9 protein-coding genes and 2 rRNA genes (1 of these 11 running past the window's edge) are annotated in these 13,068 nt (G+C 46.3%); 1 reads left to right on the plus strand and 10 read right to left on the minus strand.

The genetic code is table 11. The features are described 5' to 3' along the window. Positions 1 to 23: 23 nt before the first annotated feature. From AR543_RS22285 to AR543_RS22295, 3 genes are all read right to left on the minus strand, one after another. Positions 24 to 482: a CtsR family transcriptional regulator gene (locus AR543_RS22285; RefSeq protein ID WP_017815331.1), complete on the minus strand. Its 459-nt coding sequence runs from the start codon at positions 480 to 482 to the stop codon at positions 24 to 26. Between the two features lie 330 nt (positions 483 to 812). Then, positions 813 to 1,715, minus strand: coding sequence for a metallophosphoesterase family protein (locus AR543_RS22290; RefSeq protein ID WP_060536456.1), 903 nt, complete (start codon positions 1,713 to 1,715; stop codon positions 813 to 815). Positions 1,716 to 1,759: 44 nt separating this feature from the next. Further along, on the minus strand, positions 1,760 to 2,155 hold the full coding sequence (locus tag AR543_RS22295) for a hypothetical protein (protein WP_060536457.1): 396 nt from the start codon (positions 2,153 to 2,155) through the stop codon (positions 1,760 to 1,762). Positions 2,156 to 2,577: 422 nt separating this feature from the next. Here AR543_RS22295 and serS point away from each other — a divergent pair, with 422 nt between their 5' ends. Further along, positions 2,578 to 3,873: a serine--tRNA ligase gene (serS, locus tag AR543_RS22300; RefSeq protein ID WP_060536458.1), complete on the plus strand. Its 1,296-nt coding sequence runs from the start codon at positions 2,578 to 2,580 to the stop codon at positions 3,871 to 3,873. Between the two features lie 168 nt (positions 3,874 to 4,041). Here the strand turns inward: serS and AR543_RS22305 are convergent, their stop codons facing one another. From AR543_RS22305 to AR543_RS22335, 7 genes are all read right to left on the minus strand, one after another. Continuing rightward, complete coding sequence (locus tag AR543_RS22305; protein WP_174703776.1) at positions 4,042 to 4,932, minus strand: carbohydrate ABC transporter permease; 891 nt, start codon at positions 4,930 to 4,932, stop codon at positions 4,042 to 4,044. Positions 4,933 to 4,949: 17 nt separating this feature from the next. Further along, positions 4,950 to 5,828 (minus strand): carbohydrate ABC transporter permease, encoded by an 879-nt coding sequence (locus AR543_RS22310; RefSeq protein ID WP_060536459.1) that lies wholly within the window; start codon positions 5,826 to 5,828, stop codon positions 4,950 to 4,952. A 179-nt stretch (positions 5,829 to 6,007) separates the two neighbouring features. Continuing rightward, complete coding sequence (locus AR543_RS22315; RefSeq protein WP_060536460.1) at positions 6,008 to 7,351, minus strand: extracellular solute-binding protein; 1,344 nt, start codon at positions 7,349 to 7,351, stop codon at positions 6,008 to 6,010. Positions 7,352 to 7,476: 125 nt separating this feature from the next. Then, positions 7,477 to 8,250 (minus strand): response regulator transcription factor, encoded by a 774-nt coding sequence (locus AR543_RS22320; RefSeq protein ID WP_060536461.1) that lies wholly within the window; start codon positions 8,248 to 8,250, stop codon positions 7,477 to 7,479. Positions 8,251 to 8,530: 280 nt separating this feature from the next. Beyond that, entirely contained in the window at positions 8,531 to 10,285 is a 1,755-nt protein-coding gene (locus tag AR543_RS22325; protein ID WP_060536462.1) for a sensor histidine kinase, read from the minus strand. Positions 10,286 to 10,793: 508 nt separating this feature from the next. Next, a 5S ribosomal RNA gene (gene rrf / locus AR543_RS22330) occupies positions 10,794 to 10,910 on the minus strand. Positions 10,911 to 10,979: 69 nt separating this feature from the next. Beyond that, positions 10,980 to 13,068, minus strand: a 23S ribosomal RNA gene (locus tag AR543_RS22335); it runs 834 nt beyond the window's last position.

A 13,068-nucleotide genomic window follows, 5' to 3' on the forward strand; every position in this document is an offset into this window, starting at 1 on the left:
AAAATTACCCCCTTCGCCAGATATCAGGAGCCAAGCAATGAAATCAGCATGGCCTTCATCATCCTGGCACGGACTTCATCCCGGTAGGGAAGATTCAATGAAATAACGTCCCTGCATACGACAGAACGCATCAGTTCGGCTTCGCGCTTGGAAATCAGTCTTGCTTCCAATAGCTGATAAATAAGCCCTTCTGCGGCTACCTGACTCATATTCTGACCGATACTTTCATGAATATGGGTATGGATCGTCGAATGAGCAGGCAGCTCGATACGCCGTATGCGGATATAGCCGCCGCCGCCCCGCTTGCTTTCAACGAGGTACCCCTTTTCCAGGGTGAAGCGGGTGCTGATAACATAATTGATCTGTGAAGGCACACAGGAGAACTGGTCAGCCAGATCATTGCGCTGAATCTCTATGGCGCCTTCACCTTCCTGCAGTATCCGTTTTAAATATTGTTCGATAATGTCGGAGATATTACGCATTGTATCCTCCTCCATGTATAGTTAAACCTGCAAACATGAATTCGCCAATGATAATATCAAAGTCTACATAAATATCACTTAACCATAAATTTCATGGTCAGAAACGAACGTTCGTGACAATCTGTTATACAGATAGGAACAGATCGCTCCTTTGCAGGATCACATCCATTCTACAGGCAGATATCTTACTGCATTTGCTCGCTGACTTTGACTTTCTTTGACTTTATAATATTATACCATAAAATCCCGTTTTGCCAATAGCAGACAGGAGAACTTTGTTTGGCTTTTAGCTGCTGCAGTTTATCGGTATGGTCGCAGCATTATTGATTTTTATTCGGAAGTGAAGATAAATACTTTGCCGTCGGTATTCAGTATCTGGGTTCCATTTGACAGTCTTGCATAATGCTCCTGATCGTCTTTGGTTTGCCAGCCTACATGACCGCAGCAGAGCAAGATCGGATCGTGCTTTTCCAATTCCAGTCGTACTGCCGGATCTCCGGGTCGATGATTCACAGGGTCATCCGGTCCCTGATGCATAAGTATAATATCCGTTTTTTTCTTTAGCAGACGAGCCATTTGCTTTAGAAATTCGGGTATCGCTATTCGATTGGGTTTATCCGGTCTGCCCGTGATTCCGCCTAATCCGGCAATACGGAGATTGGCCATATCCAGCAGCTGTGGCTGTAACATCCAGACTGCATGTGGAGAAATATTCAAGAATTCCATATCATCATCCTCAAAAATATCGTGATTACCTGATACGGCAGCCGTATATCCAAATGTTTTCCGAAAAGCTTCCCAGACTGATATGGGGCTGCCACTGGCACCTCTTTTCAGCGGATCCGCATATAGATCACCACATAATAACGTCAGTGTCTTTTCTTTTTGAATACCCGGCCATTCGATCTGCAGCAGCAGTTCCAGATGTGCTGCCAGTTCTTCGCCCAGCAAGCGACAGGATTCCAAGCAATCGGGTGTATCCTTTACCGGCGAATCCTTATGTTTATTTGCTAAATATTCTGAAGTTTCCTTTTCCAGATCCGGCAAACCCTCTGAGGTCACTCCCTGCAAATCCGAGGTGATAATAATGGCATCTATCGTAGCAGGAAGGCCTTTTAGTGTACCTTTGTATACAGGCAGCTGCTTATACTCTACACCCTGACTGCCTGGAGCTGCCGTACTATACTGAAGCACTTCCACCGGTTCTTTTTCGATATGTATAATTTCAAGCATCGTTGCACCTTCCTCCAAGATTTGGTCCTTGTTTATTCGTTGCTCTATAAAGTACCCTCTACAATAATCTCATCGGCATGCTGAAGCCTCTCTCGCACCCATTCAACAAACAAATCAATAAAAGCACGATGATCTTCATTTTCTGCCGGGAAATGCTGCATCTCCTCCAAAATCTGCTGCCAGACCGGTGCAGCAATAGGATTATCCCAGCAGTGATCAAAGCGGTCGTAGACTTCGCCCGTTTTGGGATCAGTCAGTGGATACTGCTTCTCGATTATCGGAAGCAGCTGGTCAATATCCGTAAAATAAACAAAAAGCAGTTCTTCATCGGTATAGTTCGTATCTCCCGGCCGTGCGGTACCGAAAAAATAGCCCGGTTCATTACGTCGACCATCGCAACGATATAATAAATAGGTAATACTCGCATCTTGAGTACTCATCCAAAAACCTCCTGTCCGCTACAGCTGTTCAGCATATTTTGATCATACCTCAATCGGACACTCTATGGAATCCAGGGATGAATACACAGACGATTTCCGGCTTGACGTTATGGATTCAATCAAGTACACTAGCACAAATACATATCACGAAACGGCCATTGAAAGGAATCCAACCTGGAGGCGTTCTCGTTAAGGAACAACCCTGAGCTATAAACGGCACAGCGGCTGTTGCCCCAAGTTAAACGGTATCCGCCCGTTATCACGGAACCTGAGTGGATCGGAGTCATACGTACTCCGGTCAAATTGGGTGGCACCGCGAGCAGAACGCTCCTCGTCCCAAGTTGATGAGGAGCGTTCTTTGTGTTTTTTCAGAATAATTGGCAGTCAATCGAATTGCCTATTTGAAAAGGAGCGAGCCACCTATGCTGGATATTCAGTACATTCGACAGAACGCCGACACCCTTCAGGAAATTGCCGACAAAAAGCATATCAGGCTGTCTATTGCAGAGCTGCTGGAGCAGCATCAAATGCGCAGCCGTACCCTGCAGGAGACCGAACAGCTGCGGCAGCAGCGCAATGCACTCACCCGTGAAATCAGTGCACAGATCCATACCTCTCCTGCCACCGCCGAAAATATGAAGCAGCAGGTGCGAGATATTAATCTTCAGCTGAATCAGCTGGAACAGCAGGCTGAGCAGGTACTTGAGAAATATAACGCCCTAATGGCGATTGTGCCCAATACCGTATCACCGGACACGCCGGATGGACAATCGGACGCGGACAACCTGCTGCTGCGGCAGACAGGCACGCCCCCGGTGTTTGACTTTGTGGCGAGAGACCATATGGAGCTGGGCGAGCTGCATGATATGATCGATACGGCACGCGGCGTCAAGGTCAGCGGCAGCCGCAATTATTATTTAAAAGGAAATGGTGTACTCCTGCATCGTGCTGTCCAGCAGCTGGCATTTGATCTGCTGGTGAGCAAAGGATACACTCCACTTGAAGTACCGATGATGGTGCATGGTGCAGCCATGTACCATACTGCCTTTTTCCCGCTTGGAACCGATCAGACTTTCCGGATCGATCAGCAAGATCGCTGGCTTACCGGTACTTCCGAGGTTGCTCTTGTATCGTACTACCAGAATGAAATTATCGACCTATCGGGCGGGCCTGTTCGGCTGGCTGCAGCTTCGCAAAGCTTTCGCAGTGAAGTCGGATCAGCAGGCCGGGATGTGCGCGGACTGTATCGGGTACATCAGTTCGCCAAGGTCGAGCAGGTCGTTCTCTGTGAAGCCGATCCGGAAGTATCGGAACAGATTCTTCAGGAGATCACCGGTAATGCAGAAGAACTGCTGCAGCTGCTTGAGCTTCCTTATCAGGTGGTCGCTGTCTGTATTGGCGATATGTCGCAGAAAACTTACAAGCAGTATGATATCGAGACCTGGATGCCTGGAAGGGAAGCTTACGGTGAGACCCATTCTTCGTCGAATCTTCATGATTTTCAGGCACGTCGTGCCAATATACGCTATCGTACAGAGAGCGGAGAACTGCGTTTTTGCCATACACTGAATAACACGGCTGTAGCATCGCCGCGAATCCTGATTCCACTGCTGGAAAATCATCAGCAGGAAGATGGAAGTATCTATATTCCCGCTGCCCTGCGTCCTTATATGAACGGGATGGATCTATTGGCTGCTCCACCGGTCACGGTTAACTGAACAAAACCTGGATCATTTGCTTTATACCGCTCGCTATAAAGCTATAGAGTACAGTGAGTCCTGGTACACGATTAAAAGGAGCTTCCTGCACCAGGAAAGCTCCTTTTAATCATGTCTATCTACGGTTTCTTAATAGTGTCTATCTATAATAGTGTACAAAATGAATGATTAGCCTTTAACCGAACCGGCAGCCAGTCCTTCCACAATCCGGTTGCTCAGCAGCAAAAATGCGATCAGAATAGGCAAAATGCTGATCATCAGTGTAGCACCGATCGCTCCCCAGTCGGTCAAATATTGCCCAACAAAATTGTTGACGCCTACAGTCAGCGTTTTCCAGCGGTCCGAGCTGATAAATGTATTTACAAATACAAATTCGTTCCAGTTATAAATCATATTAATAATAGCAGTAGTCGCAAGCACCGGCGTAGTCAGCGGTAATACAATCCGGAAAAAGATCCGGTGTACCGAGCAGCCATCCATTACACCGGCTTCCTCTATTTCACGCGGAATCGCCTGATAGAACCCCAGCAAAATCATTATCGTAACCGGTAAATTAAAAGCCGTGTACGATAAAATAACCGACAGCGGATTATTGATCAGATGCACATGCTTGAAAAAGTTGAACAGAGGTATCAATGTAGAGTGCAGCGGAATCATCAAGCCCACAATAAACAATCCCAGCACGAACTTGCTCAGCTTCCAGTTCATTCTCGTAATCGCAAAAGTTACAAAGCTGGCCAGGATGATTGTCAGCAGAACGGCAACAACCGTATACCAGACACTGTTAAAAAAATAAAGATTGATATGTCCCTGACTCCATACTTTCGGATAATTCGCCCACTGCGGCTGCTGTGGTAAGGCAAACGGGGACATACCGAATACTTCCTGATTCGTTTTCAACGAGAATAAAAACAGCCAGAATAGCGGATAAATCTGGATCACAGCCAGTATCCCCAGAATCAGATAAAGTACGCCAAAACCGAGGCGACTTCCCAAGGATGCTTTGACCCGGGTGTCCGCAACAGTATCAGACCTTTTATGTGCGGCAAACTCATTCATTATGTTCATCCACTCCCTCAGTATTGGACATCTTCACCTGATGTTGTCAGTTTCCGGATCAGCCAGGTCATGAGCAGACAGATCAGCAGCAACGCAAAGCCAATAGCACTGCCATAGCCAAAATTGTATTTGCTAAAAGCTTCTCCGTACATATAGGAAGCCATGACTTCACTCGCATGATTGGGACCACCGCCCGTCATCACAAAAATCAGGTCAAAATATTTCAGGGAACCAACAAGCGCCAGTATAATCGTCACCTTGAATACCGGAGCAATCAGCGGCAGCTTGATGCGACTGGCTACCTGCCAGGGGGTGGCTCCATCAATCGTTGCTGCTTCGATCACTTCTTCCGGTACATTTTTGAGAGCGGCATAATAGATAATGATATAAAATCCGGCATACTGCCATACAATCGGTACAAAAATAGCAAACAGTACAATATTCGGATCGGATAACCAGAGCGGTGGATTTTGCACCCCCATGCTGGTCAGCAGATGATTGATCATACCATTGGAGGGATCGTAGATTTTGGACCATAGCTGGGCTATCGCTACCGATGACAGCAGCATGGGAATCAGATAGATTTTGCGGAACAGATTGGCTCCCTTGATCCGGCTGGCCAAAACCATGGATACAGCCAGGTAGATCAGCAGGCTGAGCGTGGAGCAGATTCCCAGCAGTACGGAATGATACGTACTTTTCCAGAACATCGAATCATGGATCAGCTTGTTGTAATTATCAAGACCAATAAACTTCATCGGGGCAAAGCCTTTCCAATCCATCATGCCATAATATCCGGTAAGCACCAGGGGGATATAAATGATAATCAGAATCAGCAGCAGCGCCGGCAGTACATACAGCGCGATTGCGCTTTTGTTGGACATGACTGCTTTCATTCTCATTCCTCCTTTTGACAAAAGGAAGAGCACCGAAATGCTCCTCCATGTACAAATGACAAAACACAACTTACAGACACATCCGGCTGTTACAGCTTCTAATCCCTTTCAACGAAAGCATACAGATCGGATAGAGGCCATCCGTTCAGGCACTGTGCAATCTCTATCCCAAAATGATGTTAATTGCTTTCTTCCGCTAGGGCAGCGGCTGTCTGCTGAACAAACTGCTGTGGTGTAATTTGCTTGCCAAACAGGGCAGCGATCAGATCATGGTGCAGCTCGGCCACATTAGGGCTGGCCTGGGTATCAAAGTAGGTCGTTACATTGGAAGCACTGCTCAGGTCTTTGAGAATCTCTACATACATTGGGTCCAGCTTTTTGCCGGCAGTGTCCACTTTGGTTGCAGGAATAACACCTGCATCGGTCACTGATTTATTTCCCCATTCTTTTACCAGAAAAGCAGCAAAGTCTTTGGCTTGTTCTTTGACTTCGGAATTTTCTGCAACGAATAGCCCTACACCGGGTCCACCGACATAACTGTTAATATCTGTTCCTTTCCCACCTTCATACAGAGGGAATTTGAAATAACCGATTTTATCCTTGAAAGCCTGTGGTACATCCGGGCTGGTCGTGTAATTAGGCAGCTCCCAGGTAGCTGTCAAAAACATGGCTGCTTGCTCGTTCATAAAGTATCCTTTGGCCTCATCGTTGGATAGACCACTATTTCCTTTTTCAAATGTATTCATATCGACCAGGTTCTGTACTTCTGTAGCGGCCTGGACAATCGCCGGATCGTCAAAGCTGCGCTTACCCTGGATAACGTCTGTCAGGATCGTTGGCCCGCCAATTCGATCCACCAGATACATAAACCAGAACGATCCCGGCCAGCCTTCCTTGTTGCCGACTGCAGCTGGAATCACTTTATTGTCATTTAGCGTTTTGACGATATTTTTGAATTCACTGTACGTTTTGGGCACCTGCAGATTATACTTTTTGAATAATTCCTTATTGTAGAAAATATAAGAAATATTCAATTCCAGCGGCATACCATAGGTTTTGCCATCGATCGCATAAGATTCTTTGACACCCGGAATAAAAGTATCTTTCAAATTGGCATCAATAACATCATCCAGCGGCGTGAATAGCTGTCCTTCTACATAGGGTTTGAGAAATCCATCCGACCAGGTCATGCCTACATCAGGCAGTTCATTGGAAGAAGCCAGTACTTTCAGCTTCTCACGATACTGATCATTGCCCAGGATTTCAGTCTGTATTTTGATATCGGGATGCTGCTTTTCATAATCTTGTATAATCTCATTAACAATAGTGTACTGGGCATTAGAGCTGCCCTCCGGCCACAAATGCATAAATTTGATAACGGTTTGTCCATTACTGCCACCTTGGCTTCCGCTCGCATTATTATCTGACGATGTGCAGCCGGAGAGAGCCAAAGACAGCATAACTACCAAAACCATTATAATGGGAAGCGCTTTCTTTTTGTTCAATGAAACTACCTCCTCCATGTGTTTATAGCCGTGTGACTATAATTCAAGTCTATCAGCTGACTCTGGCAGGCATAAGGCAACAGTGATTGGTAAAAATTCTCTTTTTATTGGAGGTTTGGTATATATTCGGATTATATGTGTATTTAGTGAATCGATTTGCGATAACTGCTTGGAGTCACACCTTCTATTTCCTTGAATATTTTTATAAAATACTTGGCGGTACGATATCCCGATTGCTCCGCGATATCCCCAACCGGCAGACTGGTAGAAATCAGTAATTCTTTGGCACGCTGAATACGCTGACGAGTCACATACTCGCTAAACGTCAGATGAACCTGTTCTTTGAACAATACACTTAAATAGCTGGGATTAAGATGCACATGATCAGCCAGTTCCTTTAATGTGAGTTCTTCTTCCAGATGGGTATCGATATAATACAGCGCAGAGCGTATTCGTTCTGTGGCCGTCTGACTTTGCTCATTGACCTGGACCAATCGGTTATCCACTACTTTCTCGACAATAATAGCCCTTGTCTGTTTTTCCTCTACCTGCAGTGCCACCTCTACAGCAGCAATCAGATCGGTTTTACTGATAGGCTTGAGCAGATAATTTACTACTCCGAGCCGGATGGCTTCCTGTGCATAACCGAACTCCGAATAGGCCGAGATTAAAATAACGACCGGTGACAAACCATGCTCACGGATATTTCGCAGCATCGTTAATCCACTCATTTCGGGCATATGAATATCAGTCAACAGCACATGAACATGCTGTTTTCTCATAATTTCAATGGCTTCTTCTCCATCTGCTGCTATCATGATCCGGCAGCTGCCATCACACCACTGATCGAGCATCTTTTTCATTCCCTGCCGTGTACGCGGTTCATCATCCACAATCAGAATCGTTTTGGCATACATACGCACTGCCTCCTTTTTATACGATTTAGCTGCTAACTGTTTTATTCTTAGTCTCTGGTATATATTTATTAGTTTCTGGTCCAAATCTATCGGTCACTAAGCTGCATCTATTGCTCTCAGGTCTGTCCTGTTACTGCTGATCTGTATCTATTGCTCTCGGGTCTGCCCCTGTTTATTGCTGATCTGTATCTATCGCTCTCGGGTCTGCCCCTGTTTATTGCTGATCTGTATCTATCGCTCTCTAATTTTGTTCTATATAAACGCTGAACTTTATTTATTCCTATCTAAGCTGCATTGGAATCGTAAAAGAAATGCAAGTCCCCTTATACAGTCTGCTTTCGATACGCAACGGATCCGTTTGATCAGGGAAATACAGCCTCAGCCGCTGATATACATTGGACAAAGCTATTCCGTTTCCTTCCCCTTCTTCTGCTGCAGGAACAATTCCTCCTGAGCGCATAGCCTGTTGAATACGTTCCAGTGTCTCTGTATCCATACCAGGGCCATCGTCCTGTACTACGATATGCAGTAGCTTATCCTTACTATCCGGACGAACCCGTACACTTACTGTACAATCGCCTTTTTTGTTGCCGGCTCCATGCAATATCGCATTTTCTACCAACGGCTGAATCAGCAGACGTGGGATTCGCACATGAGAGATATCGTCAGGCATGTCTATCGAATAATGAAGTCGCTCCCCAAAGCGCATTTGCATAATTTCCATGTAATTGTTAATATGCCGAATTTCCTGCTGCAGCATGACCCATTCATCTTCACCCTGTCGGCTAATCGTATAACGAAATAAATTGGACATCGCTATCACATGCTCGGCCAGTTCCTCCTGGTTACGATCTTCCAGTGACCAGCGGAGCGCATCCAGTGCATTGAATAGGAAATGAGGATTGATTTGTGCCTGTAGCGCTTTGAGTTCACTGCGACTGCGGGTGATTTCCTTTTCATATACCATCTGGATCAAATGATTTGTTTCTTTTACCAACTGATTATAAGTGCTGTTCAGCTCGTTAATTTCATTAACTGCATGAATCTCCGGATTGATAGCCAAAGGACCTTCAATCGCCTGCTGCATAGTGCGTGTAAGCCGCAGAATGGGCTTGGTAATAATCGTCGATAACAGATAGGAACAAATAAAAAAAATAAGGATTCCTATTATTCCTGCATACAAAATCCCTGTACGCAGCACATCGATACTTTTGTAGAGAGCGCTTACAGGAGTGAGGATCAAAACAGTCCAATTGGTTACTGCCGAATGCTGCCTTGCCATAATATACTGCTGGTTGTTCAGATTCACGATAGGCATCTCCTGTGGATGATGGATAATATTAGTCAGCGGTCCATTATAGTTGGAGCTGATCATTTCCATCTTTTGTCCCAGAAGGATAGAATACTGATCGGTCTCCTGAGCAGGCTGCGGATTGGTAAATTGAAAATAATAACGATACATACTGACAAGTACATATCCACCCGTACTGTAGTGATGATCCATCAAATTAACGCGCCGGATAGCCAGAAAGTAATTCCGGTCTGTCGGATCATTACCGATCCATACGAGACGACCTCCTGCTGCATCCGCTTTGGCAATCCATTCCTTGGTCAGCCTCCCGGATAGACTCACATCATCCAGAGGCAGAATCCTCTCCAGCTGTTTGGTATATAGCTCAAATGAAGAAATACCATCCGAGTTGGCTTGAATAGTGTTTACAATCCCTTTGAGATCCTGCCTTTCATTAAAAGATACCGGCTTATTATAATATTTGCGCAGCAATACATTTTGTACATTCTGATTGGTGGTTACCAGCTTGGACACCATATTGATCTGCTCATATAAAGATTCAAAACGACCATTAGCTTCTACAGCAACTTGCTGGATCTGATGCTCGGTATGGTCCTGCAGCATAGAAGAGATCGGACGAAACGTCATCACACTCACAATAAACAGTACAATTACCATTACAAACAAAAAAACAAACAAAACCTGATTACGCAGCGTATTCCATTTCCTTAACAAAGACAGCATATCACTCCCACCTTCTTTTTTACCTATGACTACATAATCTTTTATACCGACTCTACCGTTAAAAGCGCAAAGCAATACAACAAGCACAGCAAGCACATTATGATGCTTCCCTGAATAACATAGAACCAAAATAAAACAAAAAAAGTGTAGGATAAGATATGATCACCAAATGTTATTACGCAAAGTTATGTATGTAGACATATACAATTAAAGGTAAGAATAACAGAAACCCGGATATTAGAAAATAACTCCTAAAAGAAAATTAGTCTTCTCTTAGAAAAAGCATTTACGTTTATTGAGGAACAAATGTATATAAATGTGCCAGAATAACGTTTCTGCACCAACCAATTTCAAAAATAACAAAACTAAAAGAGTAATCCAAAATAATAATTAAGAGAAAAACACATTTAAAGTATCTATAGAATAGAAGATCTATAAAAAAATAGCTAAAAGTTAAAAAGCAAACAAAAAAGACGCTATCCAGTGGATAACGTCTTTCTTTTTCGTCGCTTGGCAACGTCCTACTCTCCCAGGACCCTGCGGTCCAAGTACCATCGGCGCTGGAGGGCTTAACGGTCGTGTTCGGGATGGGTACGTGTGGAACCCCTCCGCCATCATCACCAAACGTCTTACTTACCAGGTTGATCACCTGAAAACTGAATCCGAAACGAAACATCGCTGCTTTAGAAGCTTTTTGGATAAGCCCTCGACCGATTAGTATTGGTCAGCTCCATGCATTGCTGCACTTCCACCCCCAACCTATCTACCTCGTCGTCTTCAAGGGGTCTTACTAGTTGGGAAATCTCATCTTGAGGGGGCTTCACGCTTAGATGCTTTCAGCGCTTATCCCGTCCGCACGTAGCTACCCAGCGATGCTCCTGGCGGAACAACTGGTACACCAGCGGTGCGTCCATCCCGGTCCTCTCGTACTAAGGACAGCTCCTCTCAAATTTCCTGCGCCCACGACAGATAGGGACCGAACTGTCTCACGACGTTCTGAACCCAGCTCGCGTACCGCTTTAATGGGCGAACAGCCCAACCCTTGGGACCTACTTCAGCCCCAGGATGCGATGAGCCGACATCGAGGTGCCAAACCTCCCCGTCGATGTGGACTCTTGGGGGAGATAAGCCTGTTATCCCCAGGGTAGCTTTTATCCGTTGAGCGATGGCCCTTCCATGCGGTACCACCGGATCACTAAGCCCGACTTTCGTCCCTGCTCGACTTGTAGGTCTCGCAGTCAAGCTCCCTTATGCCTTTACACTCTTCGAATGATTTCCAACCATTCTGAGGGAACCTTAGGGCGCCTCCGTTACATTTTAGGAGGCGACCGCCCCAGTCAAACTGCCCACCTGACACGGTCCCTGTACCGGATCACGGTACCAGGTTAGAACTCAGATGCGATCAGGGTGGTATCCCAACGGCGCCTCCAAGGAAGCTTGCGCTCCCTCTTCGTAGGCTCCCACCTATCCTGTACAAATCGCACCCCAGTTCAATATCAAGCTGCAGTAAAGCTCCATGGGGTCTTTCCGTCTTGTCGCGGGTAACCTGCATCTTCACAGGTATTAAAATTTCACCGGATCTCTCGTTGAGACAGCGCCCAAATCGTTACGCCATTCGTGCGGGTCAGAATTTACCTGACAAGGAATTTCGCTACCTTAGGACCGTTATAGTTACGGCCGCCGTTTACTGGGGCTTCGGTTCATAGCTTCGCTTGCGCTAACCACTCCCCTTAACCTTCCAGCACCGGGCAGGCGTCAGCCCGTATACTTCGCCTTGCGGCTTCGCACAGACCTGTGTTTTTGCTAAACAGTCGCTTGGGCCTTTTCACTGCGGCCCCCTCGTGCTATTCACACTACCGGGGCACCCCTTCTCCCGAAGTTACGGGGTCATTTTGCCGAGTTCCTTAACGAGAGTTCTTCCGCGCGCCTTAGAATTCTCTTCTCGCCCACCTGTGTCGGTTTGCGGTACGGGCACCTGCTTCCTGGCTAGAGGCTTTTCTTGGCAGTGTGAGATCATGACCTTCGCTACTGTAATTTTCGCTCCCCATCACAGCCTGGCCTTGGAGCATGCGGATTTACCTACATGCAAGCCTCACTGCTTAGACGGACATCCATCAGTCCGCGTCACTACCCTCCTGCGTCACCCCATTGCTCATAACGGCTTTCGGTGGTACAGGAATTTCAACCTGTTGTCCGTCGACTACGCCTTTCGGCCTCGCCTTAGGTCCCGACTTACCCTGAGAGGACGAGCCTTCCTCAGGAACCCTTGGGCTTTCGGCGGATCAGATTCTCACTGATCTTTTCGTTACTCATACCGGCATTCTCACTTGAATTCTGTCCAGCGCTCCTTACGGTACACCTTCAACCTAAATTCAACGCTCCCCTACCCCTGATACAAATGTATCAAGCCATAGCTTCGGTGGTGTGTTTAGCCCCGTTACATTTTCGGCGCAGAGTCACTCGACCAGTGAGCTATTACGCACTCTTTCAATGGTGGCTGCTTCTAAGCCAACATCCTGGTTGTCTAAGCAACTCCACATCCTTTCCCACTTAACACACACTTGGGGACCTTAGCTGATGGTCTGGGCTGTTTCCCTTTTGACAATGGACCTTAGCACCCACTGTCTGACTCCCGGAATAAAGTCTGCGGCATTCGGAGTTTGACTGAACTTGGTAACCCTTGCGGGCCCCGCATCCAATCAGTGCTCTACCTCCGCGACTCACCTTCCGAGGCTAGCCCTAAAGCTATTTCGGGGAGAACCAGCTATCTCCGGGTTCGATTG

Origin of the sequence: Paenibacillus bovis, from assembly GCF_001421015.2 — a bacterium.
Classification (GTDB): Bacteria; Bacillota; Bacilli; order Paenibacillales; family Paenibacillaceae; genus Saccharibacillus; species Saccharibacillus bovis.